The organism is Formosa undariae (genome assembly GCF_042427615.1).
Lineage (GTDB): Bacteria > Bacteroidota > Bacteroidia > Flavobacteriales > Flavobacteriaceae > Formosa > Formosa undariae.
On the sequence record NZ_JBHMEZ010000013.1, the window covers coordinates 216,780 to 240,257 of the forward strand.

General features: G+C 31.3%; 20 protein-coding genes. 7 read left to right on the forward strand and 13 right to left on the reverse strand.

Going from position 1 to position 23,478, the window contains the following annotated elements; translation table 11 throughout:
• Nucleotides 1-34 precede the first annotated feature (34 nt).
• From fbaA to ACFFVB_RS15625, 7 genes are all read left to right on the forward strand, one after another.
• Nucleotides 35-1,102 (forward strand): class II fructose-bisphosphate aldolase, encoded by a 1,068-nt coding sequence (gene fbaA, locus ACFFVB_RS15595; protein ID WP_382384152.1) that lies wholly within the window; start codon nucleotides 35-37, stop codon nucleotides 1,100-1,102.
• Between the two features lie 229 nt (nucleotides 1,103-1,331).
• The gene (gene accD / locus ACFFVB_RS15600; protein WP_382384153.1) at nucleotides 1,332-2,189 is read left to right on the forward strand and encodes an acetyl-CoA carboxylase, carboxyltransferase subunit beta; all 858 of its coding nucleotides are present in this window, start codon (nucleotides 1,332-1,334) and stop codon (nucleotides 2,187-2,189) included.
• Between the two features lie 145 nt (nucleotides 2,190-2,334).
• Entirely contained in the window at nucleotides 2,335-2,604 is a 270-nt protein-coding gene (gene rpsO / locus ACFFVB_RS15605) for a 30S ribosomal protein S15 (RefSeq protein ID WP_382384154.1), read from the forward strand.
• A gap of 141 nt (nucleotides 2,605-2,745) precedes the next feature.
• Complete coding sequence (locus tag ACFFVB_RS15610) at nucleotides 2,746-4,974, forward strand: polyribonucleotide nucleotidyltransferase (RefSeq protein ID WP_382384155.1); 2,229 nt, start codon at nucleotides 2,746-2,748, stop codon at nucleotides 4,972-4,974.
• A 338-nt stretch (nucleotides 4,975-5,312) separates the two neighbouring features.
• Nucleotides 5,313-6,176, forward strand: coding sequence for a sigma-70 family RNA polymerase sigma factor (locus tag ACFFVB_RS15615; protein ID WP_382384156.1), 864 nt, complete (start codon nucleotides 5,313-5,315; stop codon nucleotides 6,174-6,176).
• Between the two features lie 134 nt (nucleotides 6,177-6,310).
• Nucleotides 6,311-6,973: a ribulose-phosphate 3-epimerase gene (rpe, locus tag ACFFVB_RS15620; protein ID WP_382384157.1), complete on the forward strand. Its 663-nt coding sequence runs from the start codon at nucleotides 6,311-6,313 to the stop codon at nucleotides 6,971-6,973.
• A gap of 165 nt (nucleotides 6,974-7,138) precedes the next feature.
• Nucleotides 7,139-7,708 (forward strand): porin family protein, encoded by a 570-nt coding sequence (locus tag ACFFVB_RS15625; RefSeq protein WP_382384158.1) that lies wholly within the window; start codon nucleotides 7,139-7,141, stop codon nucleotides 7,706-7,708.
• A gap of 875 nt (nucleotides 7,709-8,583) precedes the next feature.
• Here the strand turns inward: ACFFVB_RS15625 and ACFFVB_RS15630 are convergent.
• The 13 genes from ACFFVB_RS15630 to ACFFVB_RS15690 all read right to left on the reverse strand — a co-directional run bounded on the left by ACFFVB_RS15630 (nucleotide 8,584) and on the right by ACFFVB_RS15690 (nucleotide 23,398).
• A complete protein-coding gene (locus ACFFVB_RS15630; RefSeq protein WP_382384159.1) occupies nucleotides 8,584-10,974 on the reverse strand; it encodes a GumC family protein in 2,391 nt (796 codons plus the stop codon).
• Between the two features lie 4 nt (nucleotides 10,975-10,978).
• The gene (locus ACFFVB_RS15635) at nucleotides 10,979-11,716 is read right to left on the reverse strand and encodes a polysaccharide biosynthesis/export family protein (RefSeq protein ID WP_382384160.1); all 738 of its coding nucleotides are present in this window, start codon (nucleotides 11,714-11,716) and stop codon (nucleotides 10,979-10,981) included.
• A 110-nt stretch (nucleotides 11,717-11,826) separates the two neighbouring features.
• Complete coding sequence (locus ACFFVB_RS15640) at nucleotides 11,827-12,960, reverse strand: glycosyltransferase family 4 protein (protein WP_382384161.1); 1,134 nt, start codon at nucleotides 12,958-12,960, stop codon at nucleotides 11,827-11,829.
• Nucleotides 12,961-13,114: 154 nt separating this feature from the next.
• A complete protein-coding gene (locus ACFFVB_RS15645; RefSeq protein WP_382384162.1) occupies nucleotides 13,115-13,870 on the reverse strand; it encodes a glycosyltransferase family 2 protein in 756 nt (251 codons plus the stop codon).
• A gap of 4 nt (nucleotides 13,871-13,874) precedes the next feature.
• The gene (locus ACFFVB_RS15650; RefSeq protein WP_382384163.1) at nucleotides 13,875-14,414 is read right to left on the reverse strand and encodes a WcaF family extracellular polysaccharide biosynthesis acetyltransferase; all 540 of its coding nucleotides are present in this window, start codon (nucleotides 14,412-14,414) and stop codon (nucleotides 13,875-13,877) included.
• A 1-nt stretch (nucleotide 14,415) separates the two neighbouring features.
• A complete protein-coding gene (locus ACFFVB_RS15655; protein WP_382384164.1) occupies nucleotides 14,416-15,363 on the reverse strand; it encodes a UDP-glucuronic acid decarboxylase family protein in 948 nt (315 codons plus the stop codon).
• 13 nt (nucleotides 15,364-15,376) lie between these two features.
• Complete coding sequence (locus ACFFVB_RS15660; RefSeq protein ID WP_382384165.1) at nucleotides 15,377-16,531, reverse strand: glycosyltransferase family 4 protein; 1,155 nt, start codon at nucleotides 16,529-16,531, stop codon at nucleotides 15,377-15,379.
• Nucleotides 16,532-16,533: 2 nt separating this feature from the next.
• Nucleotides 16,534-17,529 carry a glycosyltransferase family 4 protein gene (locus ACFFVB_RS15665; protein WP_382384166.1) on the reverse strand — a complete coding sequence of 332 codons (996 nt, stop codon included), beginning with the start codon at nucleotides 17,527-17,529 and terminating at the stop codon, nucleotides 16,534-16,536.
• 4 nt (nucleotides 17,530-17,533) lie between these two features.
• The gene (locus tag ACFFVB_RS15670; protein WP_382384167.1) at nucleotides 17,534-18,967 is read right to left on the reverse strand and encodes a hypothetical protein; all 1,434 of its coding nucleotides are present in this window, start codon (nucleotides 18,965-18,967) and stop codon (nucleotides 17,534-17,536) included.
• Nucleotides 18,960-20,108 carry a glycosyltransferase family 4 protein gene (locus ACFFVB_RS15675; RefSeq protein ID WP_382384168.1) on the reverse strand — a complete coding sequence of 383 codons (1,149 nt, stop codon included), beginning with the start codon at nucleotides 20,106-20,108 and terminating at the stop codon, nucleotides 18,960-18,962. The genes ACFFVB_RS15670 and ACFFVB_RS15675 overlap by 8 nt, the downstream gene beginning before the upstream one ends.
• Nucleotides 20,098-21,276 (reverse strand): glycosyltransferase family 4 protein, encoded by a 1,179-nt coding sequence (locus ACFFVB_RS15680; protein ID WP_382384169.1) that lies wholly within the window; start codon nucleotides 21,274-21,276, stop codon nucleotides 20,098-20,100. Before ACFFVB_RS15680 ends, ACFFVB_RS15675 begins: the two co-directional genes overlap by 11 nt.
• 4 nt (nucleotides 21,277-21,280) lie before the next feature.
• Complete coding sequence (locus ACFFVB_RS15685) at nucleotides 21,281-22,552, reverse strand: glycosyltransferase family protein (protein WP_382384170.1); 1,272 nt, start codon at nucleotides 22,550-22,552, stop codon at nucleotides 21,281-21,283.
• Nucleotides 22,553-22,558: 6 nt separating this feature from the next.
• Nucleotides 22,559-23,398, reverse strand: a complete 840-nt coding sequence (locus tag ACFFVB_RS15690) for a hypothetical protein (protein WP_382384171.1) — start codon at nucleotides 23,396-23,398, stop codon at nucleotides 22,559-22,561.
• Nucleotides 23,399-23,478: the final 80 nt, after the last annotated feature.

The window sequence follows — 23,478 nt, forward strand, 5'->3', positions numbered from 1 at the left end:
TAATCAACAATCACAATAATTAAAAATAATTACTATGGGACATAATATTAAACCTGGAGTTGCAACTGGGAAAGAAGTACAAGAAATTTTTAAACTTGCTAAAGAAAAGGGATTTGCTCTTCCAGCTGTAAATGTAATTGGATCTGATACTATTAATGGTGTTTTAGAAACTGCAGCAGCATTAAATGCTCCAGTAATTATTCAGTTCTCTAATGGAGGTGCTGTTTTTAATGCAGGAAAAGCGTTAAGTAATGAAAATCAAAAAGCAGCAGTAGCAGGTGCCGTTGCAGGTGCAAAACACGTACACGAACTATCTGTAGCTTATGGAGTACCTGTAATTTTACATACAGACCATTGTGCTAAAAAATTATTACCTTGGATAGACGGTATGTTAGATGCGAGTGAAAAACATTTTGCTGAAACAGGAAAACCATTATTCAGTTCGCATATGATTGACCTTTCTGAAGAATCTTTAGAAGAGAACATGGAGATTTGTAAATCTTACCTAGAACGTATGAGTAAAATGGGTATGACTTTAGAAATTGAATTAGGTATTACTGGAGGAGAAGAAGACGGTGTTGACAATACAGATGTAGACGATTCTAAATTATATACACAACCAGAAGAAGTAGCATATGCCTACGAAGAATTAAGTAAAGTTAGTGACCAATTTACAATTGCAGCGGCTTTTGGAAATGTACATGGTGTTTACAAACCAGGTAACGTAAAATTAACTCCAAAAATCTTAAAAAATTCTCAAGAATACATTTCTAAAAAATACGGTGTAGAAGATAACCATATCGATTTTGTATTCCATGGTGGATCAGGTTCTACAGTTGAAGAAATTAGAGAAGGAATTAGCTACGGTGTAATTAAAATGAATATCGATACAGATATGCAATATGCATTTATGACAGGTATTCGTGATTACATGAAAGAAAAAGAGGACTATTTACAGACTCAAATTGGAAGTCCTGATGGATCTGACTCTCCAAACAAAAAATATTATGACCCTAGAGTATGGCTAAGAAAAGGAGAAGAAACCTTTGTAGCACGCTTAAAAAAGGCATTTGAGGATTTAAATAATGTAAATACATTATAAAAAAATCGTAGCGTTTTGCTATTATTAAAAACAAAATTTTAATTTTGGCAAGAATATAGCTTAGTAAAAACGGAATTAACCAAATACTATTCTTGTTTATTTTTCTGTTATATTTACACATTATTCTCTCTAAAAGACATAGGAACCTATATTTCTATGTCTTTTAGACTAACGCTAAACAAAACAATTCGGAAGTATATATCCTCCGAATAAATAAAATAAAATCAATATGTCTTGGTTTAAAAGAAAAACAAAAGGTATTACGACCACAACCAACGAGAAAAAGGACATCCCTAAAGGGCTCTGGTACAAATCTCCAACAGGTAAAATTGTAGATACCGATGAATTAGAAGAGAATTTTTATGTGAGTCCAGAAGATGGATATCACGTTAGAATAGGGAGTAAAGAATACTTCGAAATTCTTTTCGACGATAATACTTTTAAAGAATTAGATGCAAATCTGACATCTAAAGACCCTCTAAAATTCGAGGACACAAAAAAATATCCTGATCGTTTAAAAGCCGCCCAAGACAAAACACATCTTAAAGATGCTGTTAGAACAGGTGTTGGTAAATCTAAAGGTAAAGATATAGTTATTGCCTGTATGGACTTCAGCTTTATTGGAGGATCTATGGGAAGTGTCGTTGGAGAAAAAATTGCACGTGCCGCCAATTATTCTATCAAAAACAAAATTCCTTTAATGATTATTTCAAAATCAGGAGGAGCTCGTATGATGGAAGCCGCATTATCTTTAATGCAACTAGCAAAAACATCTGTAAAATTGGCACAATTAGCCGAAGCTGGAATTCCTTATATTTCTTTATGTACAGATCCTACAACAGGAGGAACAACTGCTTCTTTTGCCATGCTAGGAGATATAAATATTAGTGAACCAGGAGCCTTAATCGGTTTTGCAGGACCAAGAATTGTAAGAGATACGACAGGAAAAGAACTTCCTGAAGGATTTCAAACTGCAGAATTCTTATTAGAACATGGTTTCCTAGACTTCATAACACACCGTAAAGAATTAAAAAACAGAGTAAACTTATATATCGATTTAATCACAAATCAGCCTATAAGAGCTTAATAACGAGAAAGCGAGGAGCCCGCTCCTTTTTTTAGCGTCTTCATAAAAGATAACAAATACAGTATTAAATTATATAATATTGTTATATTTGCAGCTCGAAAGATAAGCTTTCGTGTACATAACAATCATTTACAATAATATTAGAATGTATTTATCAAAAGAAGAAAAGCAAGAGATGTTTGCTAAACACGGTAAAGGGAAAAACGATACTGGTTCAGCAGAAGGACAAATTGCTTTGTTTACGCAAAGAATTAATCACTTAACAGAACACTTAAAAAAGAATCGTAAAGATTATAATACTGAGCGTTCTTTAGTAATGTTAGTAGGTAAGAGAAGAAGCTTACTAGATTATTTAACAAAGAAAGATGTCTTAAGATATCGTGCTATTGTTAAAGAATTAGGATTAAGAAAATAAGAAAAGAGAGGCTTTATGCCTCTTTTTTTAGTTTACACGTCTCGTAAGAGATAAGATAAAAAGCTATACTTAGTTTTTCATTGGTCACCCACACAACAACTACAACACAACGACCATTGTTTAATTAGAATAAAAAAATTTATGATTCCAAAAGTTTTTAAAGAGGTTATAGACCTTGGTGATGGAAGAGAAATTACCATCGAAACCGGAAAATTAGCTAAACAAGCTCATGGATCCGTTGTTGTACAATCTGGAAAATGTATGTTATTATGTACAGTTGTTTCAAATTACAAACAATCAGATGTCGACTTCTTACCATTAACGGTAGATTATCGTGAAAAATTTGCTGCTGCTGGACGTTATCCAGGTGGTTTCTTTAAGAGAGAAGCAAGACCAAGTGACGGAGAAGTATTAACTATGCGTTTAGTAGACCGTGTTTTACGTCCGTTATTCCCAAAAGATTATCACGCAGAAACTCAAGTTATGATTCAGTTAATGTCTCATGACGATGATGTTATGCCAGAAGCTATGGCTGGATTAGCTGCTTCTGCTGCTATACAATTATCAGACTTCCCTTTTGAATGCCCTATCTCTGAAGCTAGAGTTGGTCGTGTAAATGGTGAATTTGTTATTAACCCAACCCGTGCACAATTAGCAGAATCTGACATCGAAATGATGATTGGAGCGTCTTACGATTCTGTAATGATGGTTGAAGGTGAAATGGATGAAATTTCTGAGGAAGAGATGGCAGACGCTATCAAATTTGCTCACGAAGCGATTAAACTTCAGATTGAAGCTCAAGTGCGTTTAGCAGAGGCTTTTGGTAAAAAAGAAACTCGCGAATATGCACCTGCAGAAGTTAACGAAGAATTAGAAAAAAGAATACACGATTTAGCTTACGATAAATGTTACGCTATTGCTAAGAAGGGAACTTCTAAAGTAGAGCGTACTACAGCATTTGCTGAAGTAAAAGAAGAAGTTAAAGCATCTTTTACAGAAGAAGAAATGGCTGAATTTGGTCATCTTGTTGGCGGATACTACAGCAAAGCAGAAAAAGAAGCTGTTCGTGAATTAACTTTAAGCGAAGGTTTACGTTTAGACGGAAGAAAGACTGACGAAATTAGACCAATTTGGTGTGAGGTAGATTATTTACCATCTACTCATGGTTCTGCAATCTTTACTCGTGGAGAAACTCAAGCTTTAGCTACAGTAACTTTAGGAACATCTAGAGACGCTAACAAAATAGATATGCCATCTTACGAAGGCGAAGAAAATTTCTATTTACACTACAACTTCCCACCTTTTTGTACAGGTGAAGCTAGACCATTAAGAGGAACATCTCGTAGAGAAGTTGGTCATGGTAACTTAGCGCAACGTGCTTTAAAGGGTATGATTCCTGCAGATTGCCCTTACACAGTACGTGTGGTATCTGAAGTATTAGAATCTAACGGTTCGTCTTCTATGGCAACTGTTTGTGCTGGTACAATGGCAATGATGGATGCTGGTGTTAAAATGACAAGACCTGTTTCTGGTATTGCTATGGGATTAATTTCTGATGGTGACCGTTATGCAGTATTATCTGATATTTTAGGTGATGAAGATCATTTAGGAGATATGGATTTTAAAGTAACTGGTACTACTGAAGGGATTACAGCTTGCCAAATGGATATTAAAATTAAAGGATTATCATACGAGATCTTAGTGAATGCACTAAAACAAGCACGTGATGGTCGTTTACATATCTTAGGTAAAATTACCGATACTATCGCGACTCCTAATGAAAGTGTTAAAGAACATGCGCCTACAATGGTAACGCGTAGAGTTCCTAACGAATTTATTGGTGCATTAATCGGACCTGGAGGAAAAGTTATTCAGGAAATGCAAAAAGAAACTGGAACGACTATCGTAATTAACGAAGATCCAGTAACTGAAGAAGGTATTGTTGAAATTTTAGGTGTAGGTAGTGAAGGTATTGATGCTGTAATGGCAAAAATTGATTCTTTATTATTTAAACCAACAGTTGGTAGCGTTTACGAAGTAAAGGTTATTAAAATGTTGGATTTTGGAGCTGTTGTAGAATATATGGACGCACCAGGAAACGAAGTTTTATTACACGTAAGCGAATTAGCTTGGGAACGCACAGAAAATGTATCTGATGTTGTAAATATGGGTGATGTTTTCGATGTGAAATATTTCGGTACAGATCCAAAAACACGTAAAGAAAAAGTATCTCGTAAAGCGATTTTGCCAAAACCAGAAGGTTATGTAGCAAGACCACCACGCGATCGTGATGATAGAAAACCTAGAGATAGTAGAGGTCGCGACAACAGACGTGACGATAGAAAACCTAGAGAAAGAAAAGACGATTAATTTCAGTTTTTTTAATCATATAAAAAGCCAACCTTGTGTATTCAAGGTTGGCTTTTTCTTTTGGAAACACTAGAAAATTTGAATTTAAGTTTGAAAGAAACTAAACATAATAATCTAAAATCAGAAAGGTATTTCAAAACTTACAATCAGTTTGATGTATATAAATAATAACGCATCATCTATAAAAATATAAGATAGACATCCAACCTGAAAATTAATTAAGATATAAAAAGATCTTAATATTTAAAATAATTCAAAACTTTTGTAACATTTATAATCGACCTTACGTATAACTAAAGACAAAGGAGTATTCACTTAATTTACAGGAGAACTTTACAATGAGACAACTTAAAATTACGAAGCAGGTTACAAACAGAGAAACAGCTTCGCTAGATAAATATCTTCAAGAAATTGGAAAAGTTGACTTAATTACCGCAGACGAAGAAGTAGAATTAGCACAACGTATAAAGGCTGGAGATCAATTGGCTTTAGAGAAATTGACAAAAGCTAACCTACGTTTTGTGGTTTCGGTAGCAAAGCAATATCAAAATCAAGGCTTAACATTACCCGATTTAATTAATGAAGGTAACTTAGGGCTGATAAAAGCAGGACAACGTTTTGATGAGACACGTGGGTTTAAATTCATCTCTTATGCCGTATGGTGGATTCGTCAATCGATCTTACAAGCATTAGCAGAACAATCTAGAATTGTGCGTTTACCATTAAACAAGATTGGTTCTATTAACAAAATCAATAAGACTTTTGCTTTTTTAGAACAATCTCATGAGCGTCCGCCAAGTCCTGAAGAAATTGCCAAAGAATTAGATATGACGATTAACGATGTTAAAGAGTCATTGAAAAATTCTGGCCGTCACGTTAGTATGGACGCACCACTTGTTCAAGGTGAAGATTCCAACTTATACGATGTATTAAACAGTGGAGAGTCTCCAAACCCTGATCGTGAATTATTACACGAATCTTTACGTACTGAAATAGAACGTGCATTAGAGACCTTAACACCACGTGAAGCTGATGTTATTCGTTTATATTTCGGACTAGCAAACCAACACCCAATGACCTTGGAAGAAATTGGTGAAACATTCGATTTAACTCGTGAACGCGTAAGACAAATTAAAGAAAAAGCTATCCGAAGATTGAAACATACGTCTCGTAGCAAAATATTAAAAACATATTTAGGTTAACCTAAAGAAAGCAACAAACAGTTAAAGCTCTTAAGGAGCATAAAAACTGTTCGTTTTTTGATTGATGAAAGAACCTTCGGCTGATTACCGAAGGTTCATTTTTTTGTATTACATTTACCAAAAAAATAAGCATAATGACTTCAAAATTAATTGCTCCCTCTATTTTAGCCGCCGATTTTGGAAACCTACAACGTGATGTTGAAATGGTTAATAATAGCGAAGCAGACTGGTTTCATATTGACATAATGGATGGTGTATTTGTACCAAATATATCTTACGGAATGCCTGTATTAGAAGCCATATCTAAACATGCAAAAAAAACTATAGATGTCCATTTAATGATTGTAGACCCGGACAGATATATTAAAACCTTCGCAGAATTAGGGAGTGATATTCTAACTGTACATTATGAAGCTTGTACACATCTTCATCGCACAATACAAGCTATAAAAGCTGAAGGAATGAAAGCTGGTGTCGCGTTAAATCCGCATACCAACATTAATGTTTTAGAAGATATAATTAATGACCTCGACCTTGTTTTAATAATGAGTGTTAACCCAGGATTTGGGGGGCAAAGCTTTATAGAAAACACCTATAATAAAATTAAACAATTAAAGCAACTTATACGCACAAAAGGAGCCACAACACTAATTGAAATAGACGGTGGAGTGACAGATAAGAATGCTAAAGGATTAATTGAAAGTGGTGCAGATGTTTTAGTAGCAGGAAGTTATGTGTTTAAAAGCAAAGATCAATTAAAAACAATATCTGAATTAAAAACAGATATTAATTCTTAATATTTAATTATTGAATTGATAGTTTAACGATAAATAAATTTTGATTATGTTAGCTCTACAATTGTATAATTGTAATTAAAATAAAAAACAAGCAAGTAATCAATAAAAAATAAATTAACCCCAATTATAAACATTTAAATATTATTTTTAATAAAAATTTTGATTATGAAAAAAACTACTTTTATACTTTTTTTTCTAATGTTTAGCACATTAGCCTACAGCCAATTTAGAGGTCGTGAAACTTGGGTCTTTAGTGCAGGTATTAATGTATTAGACAATAGTGCATTTCAAGATCCATTAAAAGGAACTGAAAAGTGGAGTTTTAATACCCCTTTTACTTTCGGTGCCGAATATCGATTTGATGAAGATTTCACTATTAGTCCAATGTTAAGCTTTAACAGTGTTGATGAAGTTTATGAGGACGAAGCTCATGGCGGAAGAGGAATAATAGAAGGAGGAACTTACTTTTCATTTGATGTGAATGCAAAATTTTATTTTGATAAATACATTGCTGAAAATGACAAAATAGATGCTTATGTAGGTTTAGGTGCTGGATACTTCAATGTTGCCGATGAATCTAACGGATCAGGAAACGTAGCTCTAGGTTTAAGATATTGGTTTTCGAGTCAATGGGGGCTTAGACTGCAAAGTTTAGCTAAATTTGCATTTGACGATGATAAAGTATACGCTAATAATAATTTTATACATAGTTTAGAGGTATTATATAGATTTTAATACGCAATAGCAAAATATACCAAGATTATAAGAAAAAGAGCCGAATTTATAATTCGGCTCTTTTTTTATAACCATACCCCAGAAAGTATGTGGATTCAAAACTTCGAGGTTAAGTTAATTATAGATTATAACTTAGTATCAAATATGTTATATAAGACACCTACTCAATTGATGAAAGGAATTATCTGTTCGTTAGCATTTTAGCGAATTAGTAGTAATACCAATTTAATGAGAGCATAATTAATTTCTAAACTTCTGATAACATAACAAGACTAATATCTGATTTTGAACACCTTTAAGCATTGTTTAACAACTTCTTTTTGGAGCGTAGTAACTAATTACTCTTATAGTGAGTTAATTCATTTTAGCCATTAAGATCGCGTAGTAACAAGGTTCTTCCAATTGAAAAAACAATACGCGGTAATTTGATAGAGTAAGGGATTAATTTCTACACAACCATTTTAATCACCAGTAGTCGTGATTCGGTGGTCATATGTTTTTTCATACCCTAAAGACTAAAACCCCTTATCCAAAAGGCCAAGGATCAAATTATACAGCACCATAGACCATGGACTATATTACACACTCGATAATCATACCAACGAAATAGAACTCCTTGTAAATTATTTTTAAACTTTAACTAATCTTAAATACAGTATCATCAATCTACACGATTAATTACAATGCTTTAAATGGAATATTTCGACACCAATTTTTTCGTAACACTCTAAATGGAAGATATACTCCATCACATTGTTAACTTTCAACAAAAGTTTTTCCTCTAAATAAACAGTATGTTTCAAGAGAGTGAAAAATTAAAAAGCTCAGATTATTATTTATAACCTGAGCTTTTATAATATAATGAAATACTATAATTAAAATTTTCTAATGGTTTGTTTTATCGAATCTTTAAACCAACCCCAAGAATACTTTTTTAAGGTCACTTTTTCATTATTATATCCATATCCATATCCATAATTATAACCATAACCTTTAGACGTTTTAGCATCGGTAATATTATTAACGACATAGACCATGTTATTAAGTTTTTTATCACGATACAATTCACTTGAAAATCCTAATAACTTTTTATCTGTAAACCCTGCTCGTGTAACATAAACAGTAGCATCTGCATATTGCGAAATTAATAACGTATCCGTGACAAGTATTATAGGAGCGGTATCAACGATAATATAATCATAAACCTGTTTTGCATCCTCCAGAAGTTGCTCCAATTTACCATTTGATAATAATTCAGAGGGATTTGGAGGTATATTACCCGCAGTTAAAACATCTAAAAAATCACCATTAAATTTACTTTTTTGTAAATAATCTTTCCAGTTAAGAGACGACTGGAAAAGAAAATCGGATAAACCTTTTGCTTTCTTGTCACCGCCTGAGATAGTAATTTTAGGATTTCTTAAATCCGCACCAACTAATAAAACTTTCTTATTTATACTTGAAAATGCTAAAGCCAAATTAATAGAAACAAATGTTTTCCCTTCACCTTTTATTGTAGAAGTTACATATATAACATGACCAGATTTACCCGTATGGGGATTTAAAATATATTTTAAATTTGTACTTAATATTCTAAAGGACTCTGCTAGAATTGTTCGATCATGTGGATTTTGGAAAAATTTATCTTCAGTCTTTACTTCAGGAACCTCACCAACGATAGGAACTCTTCTCGTAAAGTTTAAAATATCCGATTTATCATGAATTTTATTATCTGATTTAAACATCAAAAATAAAATTCCAAATGGAACAAGTAATCCCGCTAATAGTCCCTTAATATACATCCCTTTCGAATCGGGACTTACGGGTAAACTAGAACTTGCTGCATACTCTACCACTTTAACAGATGGAGAAGTAATTGCTAGATTAATAGCTGCTTCTTCTCTTTTCTGCATAAATAATAAATATAAATTTTCTTTTATATTTTGCTGACGTTCAATTGATCTTAATATTTTTTCTTTTTGAGGCATTCTCCTCACTAATTCTTTAGCAGAATTTTCTTCATTAACCAATCGGTTTAGAGACAAATTTAATTGTTCATAATAAGCATCAAGAGAACTTTTTAAATTGCTTCTAAGATCTATAAGTGTCTTATCAAGAGCAACGACCATCGGATTATTTTCACCCGCACCTGCTATTAAATTTTCTCTCTCTAATACTATACTATTATAATCAGAAATAACACCATTGGTACTAGCGCTTTCAAGTCCTACATTTTCAGGCATCAAAGTCCCTAAATCATTATTTGATAAAGGGCTATCCAGTAATTTAGATAAGGCGATTTGATTTTCTAGCTGTAAAACTGCGTTTTCAGAACTGCTTCTCTTAGACATACTATAAGCCGCATCAGAACTAAAAGACACTAAATTATTATTTTGCTGAAATTCTTTCTTGTCAACTTCTATAGAATCAAGTTCATTAGCGAGATACATGAATCGCTCATTAACGAAATCAATTGTACGCTGAAAAACTAACTGTCTATCTGTTACACCATCAAGATTAAATTGTTCTACAATCTTATTTAAAGCATCTTCTGACCTCTTTCTATTTTCTCCAACCATAGACAAAATTAAAATGTCAGTAGTTCCCGATCTACTTACAGAAATAGAATTAGAAAGACTACCAGCTTCTGCTGATAATGGTTTTACAGTGACCTTAAAAGATAATCCAATATATTTTTTAATCCATGATTCTGATTGAATTAAAAAAGGAAAATCTGGTTTTGGAGAATTTAAACTATACCCCTTTACCGTAAACATAATATCTTCACTATCATCTTTACTTACAACCAAGCCATCCTCAGTAATCTCAATACTAAAACTTAAATAAGGGATTTGATTATTCGGTTTTAAATAAACAAGTTTTAATGGACTTTTCCACAACTCCTTCTCGGTAAACTGACCTTTTACAAAATATCTTATATGAAGATCTAAACTATCTACCACTTTTTCTAATAAACGGTTAGATTTAATTATAGCTATTTCATTATCAAGATTCTTAGAATCCCTAAACAAACCACCTCTTTGAGTTGATATTTCAAGTCCTTTGGATTCGTCTAAAATTTTAATTTTAGCATTAGACATGAAAGTTTCCGGAGTATATCTCAAATATAAGAATACGGCTAATAATGCTATACTAACCGAAAGGAAAAACCATTTCCAATAGTGTAAATATTTTAAAATCTCATCTTTTATGTTAATACCAGAAGCATCATTTTCGGTATTATTGTCTAAAAATTCTTCACTCATTAGTTTAGCTCTTTAATAATAATACAAGGGTAAGAATAAAAGATACTACACCAAATACCCCTGCAATATTTGTAATATAACCAGCTTTTTTAACAGCTGGGCCATTTGGATTAACAAGTATTATATCATTTTGTTTTACAGTATAAAAAGGACTTGTAAACCAATCGGTTTTTGTCATATCTACATGACCAACCGTCCTAACGCCATTAACCTCTCTTATTATTATTATGTCCTCACGAACCCCATTATAAGTTAAATCTCCTGCCAAACCTAATGCTTGAGGCAAAGTAATCGTTTCTTCTTCAAAGGTTATTGTACCAGGATTTCCAACTTCTCCAAGAACCGTAATTTTTGCATTAATAATACTCACAATAACAGTTGGATCTTTTAAATGCCCCTCATCTACTAAAATTCTCGTGATATAGGATTCTAACTCCTTAGTCGTTTTATTTGTCGCAACAATACTACCTAATATTGGAAAAGTAATAGTTCCATCACTAGACACTAAATATCCCATAGATTTCAAGGACACAGCAACTTGAGATCTACCAGTCGTAACATTTCTATTATACGGAGTGGCAGCCTCAGGAATTAATGAATTTACATTAATAGTCAGAATATCATTAATTTGTATTTCGGGTGAAATGTTAATAACATCTTTTGGTATATTCTCGTAATCTTGAAAATAAAGTATTTCCTTCTTAGTAGAACAAGAATTTAATATTCCCAAAAATAATATCAAACCCAATAATCTAAATAACTTCATTAAAATATGTTTTTATTTAATTTACAAATATAAGTTGAATATAGACAACTACAATTGTATTGAATACTTTTATAATTTACTTTTTATTAATTAATTAGGTGTAATTTTTTTAAAAATTTATTCATTTTAATGCGTTGCTTAAACACGCTATAATTTATAAAAAACGGCAAAGAAAACATGACAAGTCCTGCAAAAATCACAATTACTAATTGAAGATTAACATTAAAACTTTGTGATAATAAAGCACTAATTAAAACAGATGTAGACGCTATTGAAATCACTAAAGTAACTTGCCAATGCTTTAACCCAAGTTGTAACATATGGTGATGTATGTGATTCTTATCAGGACTAAACGGATGTTTTTTAAGAATAACAACCCGAACATAAAAAATTCTAAGTGTATCTAAAAGCGGAAAAAACAATATAGCTAATACAATTATAGGAGCGTTCAAATGAAATTGAGCCATCGGATTTAGTTGGTTAATACTAATAAAAGCAACGGATTGGAAAGCCAGTAAAAAGCCAACAACCATAGAACCTGTATCCCCCATAAATATTTTTCTGACCTTGGAAAAATTAAAATACAAAAAAGCAATTAAAGAACCTACAAGTGCTAAAGACACTACTGTTAATGACATTTCTTGCATATTAAAAAACAAGAATCCATAAAACATCGAAACTAATAACCCTACAGAACCGGCTAAACCATCCAAGCCGTCAATTAAATTGTAGGCATTAATAATTAATATAAAAACAAATAAAGTAAATCCTATAGAAATAAAATATGGCAAATCTTCTAGGCCTAGAATGCCGGAAAAAGTGGTAATTCTTATATCGGTTATTAGAATAACCATAAGCGCAGCGATGATCTGTCCTAACATTTTTTTCTTGGGTGAAAGAATTAAAATATCATCCTTAACGCCTAAAAAGAATAGAATTATTAGAGCCCCAACTACCGGCATTAATAATTTTGCATCTAAAAAAGCACCACATAAAGTTAGCACTATGGCCACGGCAAAGAAGATTCCAATTCCTCCTAAGGTAGGAACTGTTTTAGAGTGCACACTTCGTTTATCCGGGACATCTACTAATTGCTTTGCATGAGCAATAAAAATAATTGTAGGAAAAGCTAAAAAAGCAGTAACTAAAGCTAGAAGAAAAGGAAAAAACAATAACGCAGTTCCGTTCCCATTTTGAATAATTTGGTTGATTAAATTCATTAATAGCGATTTTGGGTCAAAATGTATAATAAAAACAGGAACAATTATAGGGTTATGAAACAATTACATTACTAAAAAATAGCGTGATATAAATAGATTCAAGAACTAGGTTTAATATAACCCCCTATATATGTTCAAGTTGTAAAAATAGTTTTTACTTTTTAAATAACTGAGGAATTTTAGATAAGTTTTTGGAACAAATAACTAAGGCTGGATGACTAATATTATTGCCTTTTACAGCCATATAGTCTTCCCTAGTTTTTAACCAAATATTCTTTAAACTTCTATTACTTGCACCACCAACACGCATTTTAGTAATCACTTCCGGCAAATAATTAAAGTGTAATTTTTTGTCTTTAAATATCCTTAACATCAAATCATAATCTGCTGCTATTTTAAATTTTATATTAAACAAGCCATGTGTATTATAAACTTTTTTCTTTAAAAACAAAGTTGGATGAGCTGGCATCCAACCTTGCTTTAATAATTTATCTGAAAAAGGTTTACTCTTCCAATTACGAACAATCTTATCTGAGTTTGTAGAGTTTATATAATGTAAATCACCATAAACACCATCTACTTTAGTCGTACCAAAAGCTTCAACGATATGACTAATAGTCTCATTGGAAGCAAAAAAATCATCAGAATGCAAAAAGCCTACAACGTCTCCAGTCGCTTTTTCTATTCCTTTGTTTAAGGCATCATAAATACCTTTATCCGGCTCTGATATGCTAATTACGTTGTCATGCTTTTGTTTAAATTTTTCAATAATATTTAACGTGTCATCTGTAGATGCACCATCTATTATAATATATTCTATACTATCATAATCCTGATTTAAAACAGATTTTAAACAATCCTCTATAGTTTTTTCACTATTATATGTAGCGGTGATTATTGAAACTTTCATTAGTCTATTCTCTTTTTCGTATTTGTTTTGCTGGGTTACCTTGATAAATGTAATTTGCTTCTAATGTTTTTGTTGCCACAGAATTTACTGTTAAAATAGCATGAGATTCAATTTTTACATTTGGACAAACCACCGATTTTGCGCCTACCCAAGCACCATCTTCTATTATAATTTCTCCAACCATTAAATCGAAAGTCGATTTTTTATAATTATGATTACCGCATAATAACATGGCTTCTTGAGATATACAAACATGATTTCCTATAGTCACTTTTGCTAGGTTATCAATCCACACCTTCTCTCCTATCCATGAATAATCACCAACGGTTAATAACCATGGATATTTTATATTCACTCCTGGTTTTATAACTACTCCTGTTCCTATTTTAGATCCGAAAAGTTTCAAAAGATACACTTTTACAATAGAAACAGGATTTAAAGGATTTACAAAAAACAACACATTTACAAAGTACCAGAGTAAGATTTTAAGTTTCCCTCCTGGTTGATACCATTTGTTATTATAAGTTGATAAATCCGTTTTCAATTTATTGTTCCGCTTTAAGTAAATTATCGAAGTAACTAATCGTTTTCACTAAACCTTCTTCTAAATGAATTTTTGGCTCCCATCCGTTTAATTCTTTCTTAGCTAAATCGATTAAAGGTCTACGTTGTAAGGGATCATCTTGCGGTAAAGGTAAATGAATTATTTTAGAGGTAGAATTTGTCATTTCAACAACTTTACTTGCCAATTCCATCATTGTAAATTCTTTTGGATTACCAATATTTACAGGTCCTACAAAACCATCACGACTATTCATCATTCTAATAGAACCTTCAACTAAATCATCTACGTACTGAAACGATCTTGTTTGTTCACCATTTCCAAACATTGTAATATCCTCTCCTTTTAATGCCTGAACAATAAAATTAGATACAACACGCCCATCATTAGGATTCATATTTGGACCATAAGTGTTAAAAATTCTAATAATTTTTACGGCCACTTCATTTTGTAAATGATAATCCATAAACAAGGTTTCTGCACAACGTTTTCCTTCATCATAACAAGAACGTAGTCCAATTGGATTTACATTTCCCCAATACGTTTCTGGTTGTGGATGCACAGCAGGATCTCCATAAACCTCACTTGTGGAAGCTTGCAAAATTTTGGCTTTGACACGTTTCGCTAAACCTAACATGTTTATGGCCCCCATAACAGAGGTTTTAATCGTTTTTATAGGATTGTATTGATAATGTACAGGCGAGGCAGGACATGCCATATTATAAATCTCGTCAACCTCAATCATATAAGGCTGCGTAACATCATGTCTCACTAATTCAAAATAGTTGTGATCCATTAAATGCTCAATATTTTTTTTACTCCCTGTAAAATAATTATCTAAACAAATAACTTCATTGCCTTCATTTAATAAGCGTTCACATAAATGTGATCCTACAAAACCTGCTCCTCCGGTAATTAATATTCTTTTCATTTATTTATAATTACTATTCGAATAACATTCTATTTGCTCCTAATACGGATGGGTTTAAACAAAACTCCTTGCCAAACGCAAATGCCCCTTTGGCAAAAATATTAAAATCCTCTTGAGTTATTGAAGCGAAATATTCTATTTTTTCTACAAATTTTCCTTCTTCATTTAAAGAAAAATCCCAGCCCGCATTACTATTTTCCAAATTTCTCCAGGGCGTATTGTCCGATAAAATAACCGGGCAACCAGAAAACATAGATTCAGCAATTACATGACCAAAATTCTCACTAAAGGTAGGAAATAGAAACACATGTTGATTAAAAGTAAGATACTGATTTATTTTGTGGCTTTCCAAAACACCTAAATATTCTACTTTTATATTTTTAGGCAATTTTGAGATTTCTAATTCACAAGATTTCCAATATAGTTTATCTTCAACTGGACCAATAATTGTAAATGTTATATCATACAGAGGCTTAATCTTCGATAATATTTTAATTGCAAACAATAAATTCTTTTTGGGTGAAATTCTAGATATAAAGAAAACTTTTAAAGAATCCTTCTCCTTTTCAATTTTCTGTAAAAGATTTAACTCGCTTGGAACATTAGGAATGTCTAATGCTACTCTAACCTCTTTTAGTTCTTTAAAATTAGATTCTATCTCTTTTTTTTCAATTTCTGAAGAGGCATGCCAAATTACATCATTAAATAACCCTAAACTTTTGGTTAAAGAGATAAAACTGCGTTTTTTAAAAGCCTTTAATTGCAGTGCTCCAGTTCCCAACATACCTCTTGGAGCTAGTACTATTTCTTTTATTTTTAAATGATATTTTGATATAACTAATGGAATCAACGTAAATTTAATAGAAAACAAACTATTAAAATAAACTAAGTCCGGTGACACAAAATGAATCAAAGACTTCATCTTCTTTGCACTCAACGTTTCTAGGTCTGCATAATATATAGTTGCTCCATATTTTTTAATCCATTTATCAGATTCAATATCAGGATAGGAACTTTTTGCTCCTAGATCGGTATCGGAAGTAATTACATGAAAATCATATAAATCTTTATTATACTTGATTATGTTTGCTACTGAAGGAATTTGCCCGCCTGCATTATAACCCGGCAGAAACCAATCAATAAATATTAATATCTTTTTCTTTTCCAATTTTAATCTAAAATTTGATTGTATAATAGTTCATAACTTTCAGCTATTTTAGCTGAGGAGTAACGCTTAACATTTTCTTGCCCTTTAGCCACTAAAAAATCTCTTAATTCTTGATCTTTTATTAACTTATAAATTCCGTTTCTAATTTCTACCACATCATAGGGATTAACTAATAATGTAGAGCCGCCTGAAACTTCAGGCATACATGAGACATTAGATGTTATAACAGGTCTTCCAGTTGCATTAGCCTCTAAAATAGGTAAACCGAAGCCTTCGTATGTTGAAATAAAAGTAACAATGTCACATTGTTTATATAAATCTACAATTTTTGGATAAGAAATATTTACAAAGTTAAAATATTGAATCTTATTCTCTGCTAGCATTTCTAATTGTTCTTCATTTAATTCTCCAACTATATTTAATATACAAGGAATCCCTACAATAGCTTTAATCAGGTTCCCAATATTTTTATTATGTCTTGTACCAATTTGCAATAAAACAGGAATAGTATCAATACTTGGTTTAGGATTGAATGTAATTTGATCGGTGTTTATACAGTTTGGAATAACCACAATTTTACTAGTCATTCGTTTAGGGATCATTTTTAAAAGTTGGATTTTTGTCTCTTCAGAGATTGTTGTAATAAATCTAACTCTGTATATTGGTAAGGTAACCCAAAAAAACTTTAAAAACCATCGTTTTAAACCACTTTCACGCTCTATAAACTCCAGGTCATGTATTGTTAATATGGTTTTCTTCTTGTTTAATAAAATTGAAATAAAATGAACATCTCCAGTTATATGATTAATTTCACCTTGCTCGGAAACTACCTCTTTTATTGCTTTAAATCTATTTAAAGCTCCTTTACAATTACTTTTTAGGTAGTAATTTTTAAAATCTATAGAGCTATTTAAGCTCGGCTGAATAAAGTTTAGAAATAGTTGTTCTATAGACATGTAATTTTTATTTGGATGTCTAAAAAAATAAGTAATCTTCATATCATTACATTTTCATAAATGTTTCTATTCTTTTTGCCACATATTTATTAAATAAAAATGCTACCATCCAAAACATAACTAAATTCCCCACAAACTTAATTAAAGAGTTTTCAAATTTATATAGTAAAAGAAATAAAGGAACCATTATAGCCATAGCCCAAAGACTATTTAATGATGTCTTATGAATAGAAAAAATAATAAATCCTATCCCTTTTCCAAAGAGAAACAATGCCAAAATCATAAAAAATGGACCATAATCAATATAAAAATCGGGAACATAACCTAAAGCAAAAGACACCCCCATAGCTGCATCTGCATAAAAAATTCCGGTATATTCGGTTAAATGTTTTGAATCATCAATAGCTGGTTTACTAGGATTAATTATCCTAGGAACTAATATATGCATTATTGTGTTTTTAGTCAGTAATCCATTTTCGAAAGGACGCTGTTCTGGCACGTAGGACATACATGAAGAAAAGTAATCGATATATGAAATCCTGTCTAGCAAGTCTATTCCCGCATCTCCTAATTTTTCACTACTTACATTGGTTAAACTATTTATAATGTAGCTAAAAGCATCCCCTCCATCTACTTTTATAACTTGTTGGCTAGAACCTTGATTTAAATACTCCCTATAGTCCATTTTAACAGCCGTCCAAGCCAATGCTATATATAGCATCCCAATAAATAACATAATGAATAGTGGTATTTGCTTTTTCTTAAAAGTTCCTATAGAAAGATAACAAATAAGCCCAATGAAAATAATGGTTTTAAAATCTGCAAAATAAGACACGAACCCCATTAAGAACTCGTACGCAATTACCAATTTTAATAAAGTAATATTCTTTTTTTGTTTAAAAGACATATAAAAAACAATGAAGAATAAAGACCATTTAATATACCCCAAAGCGACAATACCTTGGAATAAACCCGGAATAACAAACCTTAATTGAAATAAAATCGATGCACCAAATGAAAACATCAAATAACCTAATAAAGCTTTTTTTGTATTAATAGACTTAATGTAAGAATAGATTGTAGTGTAGGATATTTTAATTTTTTTCAACATGCTCTTTATACCAAAAGACATTGCCAACAAACCTAAACAGGATAACAGATAGGCATCAACAATATGATTTGGAAAATCCGTAAGAGATTCTAAGGATGTAAAAGTTAATGTTGCATACAACACTTTCACACTTACCTGCATCCATTGATAAAGAAGACCGATCAAAATAGCAGGCGGATAATTATCTACTGCAAACCAAGAGAAAATAAAATAAAGCAATACAAATGATGGTACAATTAAAAAACTCGTTTCGCCAAGAATAGAACAAATAACAAGAAGAATTCCTAGGAGAGTTATAATTCCTTTTACTTTATCAAACAGCAAAGACTTTTCTAAAAAAGGATAATATATAGTAAGAGCATTACTCATAAACTTTTAACCATTTTGAAGTAAAAGAATTCATATTTAACCCTAAACTAACCAAGGACTTTAGCGCATTATCCCCTTGGATTTTTAATTGTTCTGGATTTTCAACATAATACGTTAACCCTTCTAAAAGGCCTTCTTTATTTTTAGTTTTTGAAATGTAACCATCATAATTATGCTGAACTAATTCTGGCATACCTCCTGAATTAAATATTATACTAGCCTTCCCATTTTTCTTTGCTTCTCCGATAACGTTAGATAGTGGTTCATTATAAATTGAAGGAAAAACTCCAATATCTCCAATGTTTAACAGTGCGTCTATATTATTTACTTTTCCTAAAAATTGTATTCTATTTTTATATTTTATCAAGTTAGCTTCTTTCATTAATTCTTTTGCCAAAACACTATGCTCTGTATCTCCTGCGAGTAATAATCGAGTATTAGCAAATCTATCATTTAAATCTTCAAATGCATTAACTAAAATTCTAACCCCTTTTATTTCGTTAATTTGACCAATATAAACAAATGTTATTAGATTAGAATCTTTCTTGGGTAATTGGTCTTCTTCTGTATTTAAAATTATACGTTTAGTTGGTAAATTATAAATAATATCAATATTATTTAAGACCGGATTTATTTTTAGAAGTTCCGATTTTACAAATTCAGAAATACAAACAAATTTATTTATTCGTTTAGTTATAAGTTTACTCCAAATAAACCTATAACTAATAGATTTTATTGGAGGAATATCACCTAATCGATAAATTATAGGGATAGATGTAAACAATAATACCGGTAATAAAGTTAATACCTGAGTATCATTACAAACATGAATAACATCTGGGTTATATTCCTTTATCAATTTAAATAATTGAAAATTAGATTTAAAAATATCTGTAAAATACATTTTTATGGTCTTAAAACTTTTAGTTTTTTTAAGATTCCATGAAAACCGGATCTTTTTAAATTTAAGATTACGTTTTTCAATTTCAGGCTGAATATGCCACTGGAACCCACGATCGTTAACTGCTAAAAGAATATCATGTCCGGCATCCTTTAATATTTCGAAAACCTGGATATTAGCGCGTTCCTGTCCAAATAATGCAACATTTCCAAAAATTGCTAAAATCTTTTTACTTCCCATTTATTCCAATTATTTCTGAATTGAAAGCTTCCACGATTTTATCGAAGCTCCATTGTTTAATATGCATATTTGCATTATTACCAATAGTTTTTAGGTTGTGAATTTTTATTTTATTTAAAATGCTCTCCAATTGATTCTGGTTATCAAAATCAAATACCCAACCGGTTTCATTATCTATTATTAAATCTGAATGACAACCTACTTTATTAGACACAATTGCAGGTTTTCCGCAAGCCATTGCTTCGTTAACTGCTAATCCCCAAGTCTCACCTGGCCCTTGTGAGGGTAAACAAAACACATTACACAGTCCATATACGACAGGCATCATAGATTGATTTTGGAATGGTAAAAACTGGATGTTTCTATCCTTGGCACTTAAAGCTTTAAGTTCCTCTTCTAAAGGTCCATTACCTAATAAAAGTAGTTTAAGCTTAACTTCATTCCCCTTATTTACATTTTGTAACGCATGTATTAAAAGGTCTGGTTGCTTTTTATCCTCAAATTTCCCAGCAAAGAGAATGACTATATCCTCCTCCTTATATCCTAATTCTTTACGCCATTTTTCTGCTTTTACAGTATACTGTTTATCTTCAGAATCGTAAAATCGATTATTATCAATAGCGTGAGGCGCGTATATTAACTGCTCTTCTTTTAAACCTACCGATTTAAAATATTTTTTATTTTCTATACCTACATAGAATGCTTTATCAATGTATCTATATATATAAGTTAAGTAGCCTTGCCTTAATAATTTTTTAACACCAGGTTTGTCATCCAATAAAGTTGAATCCCCTCTAAACCAGACAAGTGTTTTTCCTTTAAAGTATTTTAAAACTTTAAGATGACTTTTCAAATACCAACCAAAAACCAAAATAACATCAGGTCTCCATTCTTCTATTTCCCCTATTAGATTTGGATTATCAATACCATTTTTATGATGTGGTCCTGGGTCTGAAGCCATATTTTCGCTAAAATGATATTTATAGCCTTCCAATAATGGAATATCCCATTTTATGGTTCTACCAAAGGTTTTATCTTCCACCGTCTCTGATGCTTGAGACCACGTATAAAATACTTTTACATCTACAGCATTGTAATTACTTAATAATTTAAACCAAGGTGCATAATATTGTATTGGGTGCGTGGTAATTATAGCTAATTTTCTCATAAGACTAATTAATTACTTCATTAAAAAAATCGGTTTGTTGCTTAGTCATTGCTTGTGCTGTAAATGGTTTAAATGCCTCCCAATTCGTGTTAGGTGTATAAGGTAATGTATTAACTAATTCTTGTAAAGCAGATGCACATTGTTCTTTAGCATCTGTTTCATTAAATAACACCAATTTACCTGCATTTAAAATTCTAACATTACTAACCACGCTACTGTTTGAGTGGAATACGCATAATAGAGGTTTCTTGGCTAAAATATTAGGGTATAATTTAGAAGCTGTATAATTTTGATCTTCAGAACCTGGTATTATAATAGCATCAGAAGATTTTAATAGATTTAAAACTTCAAAATAAGGTTTACGATCTGTAATTTCTTCAACATAATCTCCCACTCCAATTTTATCGGCTAAAGGCTTGATTGTTTTTGCACCCTCACCATCAGGGGCGTAACTTGTACCAATAAACCAAAACTTACAACGGTTAAAATCTGAATTCGTATCTAATCCTTCTTTAAAACTTGTGAAAAGTAAATTTAAACTAATCTGCATATCACTTCCTCCTCGTCCTACATATACGAAGTTTAATTTTTCTGGATCTAACTTTATATTTTTAGGCAAATTTAATTCAGGTAGTATGTCGAAATCTTTCTCTGCTGCTCCAAAAGTAAGCACTTTTTCTGGGATATTTTTTATTGAAGGATATCTATCTTTTAATGTTTGTATATACCCCTTGGATACAGCTAAAAGTCCATCTGCATAGGGTAATGTTAATTTTTCCAGAGTCTTATCTAAGTTATAGGCAAACCAAAATTTTGGTGGTTGCTCTTCCTTAGGAACAGTTAGATAATAGTCGTTTCTCCAGGGGTCTTGAATATCTAAAATAAAAGGAATATTAAATTTTTTTTTCCAAAGTCTTCCCAATGGCATACAAGCAAACATAGTCGTACTAAAATAGATAAGATCGAATTTTTCCTGCTTAATTAATTTGTTACCCTTTTTATAGAGTTGTAAAAAAGCCCTTAACCCCAAATTACCTAAACCTAGTTTACGTGTATATGTAGTAGAAAAAGCTTCAACACCAAAGCATTTTACATCTGTTGGTATACTTTTTATCAGATTTGGATCTTTAGCCATTTCTACAAATTCTGGAGAAACGTACAAAACGGTAGCTTCCCAGCCATTATCCTTAAAATAAGGTAAACTCTGACGAACGCGATGCATATCTGCAGCGTTTACTGGAGGAAAATGTGGGGATATAATTAATACTTTTTTCATTACGATTTAATATTCTTTATTCAAAATTAAATCTAAAACTTTCCTATTGAAAATTTCAACTCCATTTTGATTTAAGTGATCCTTATCATAAAAATGAAGTGAATCATTTGAACTAATTAATTCATTAAAATTATAGTACTCTCCATGTTTTTGCATTAAAGAGTCAAATGCGTCCTTATTACTATAAGAATCATAATATACCTTTGTTACCGGAGATTGTACCAAAATCACTTTAATTCCTTTGTTTTTTAAAGTCTTTAAAATATTCTCAAAGTTTTTAATTTGTATTTTTTTCGGGTAACTTGTTAAAAGACTTAAAGATTCCTCTTTGTAATAAGCATTCTTATGTTCTACATATCCACCTTTAATATATGTATCACTTCCAATATTTGTTTTTTCATTAAAGTCTTTGTCTAAATTAAATATTTGTCTGTAACTAGCAAATACTAAAGTATTATAAACACTAATATTCTTCAATTTAAAAGCCATTAATAGGGATGATAAATCATTATTATCATTAGAAATTAAATCCAAACCAGACTCTACGCCATCAATAGAAAATGTTTCTGGATAAACCTCATAGATTACCATTTCCGGATTAAGTTTATCTAAATACCTATCCAATAATACATTTGTCTCAATAGGTGTTTGAGAACTAGATCCTAAATTAAAAGTACTATATCCGTACTCTTTGAAAATCCTTGGATCGAAACCTCTATACGTATGCGATGAACCTAAAAATAAGATATCTACATTATTAACAGTCTTCACCTCCTTAATTCTTGTGTTTAAATGTCCATAATAGCCCAAATTATACTTTACATTAAGTTTAAAAAAGGAGGGCATTATTTCTCCCCACACACAAACCAACAAAATGTAAAATAAAAACAGTGATATTAAAAATTTAAATATTTTAATAAAAAAAT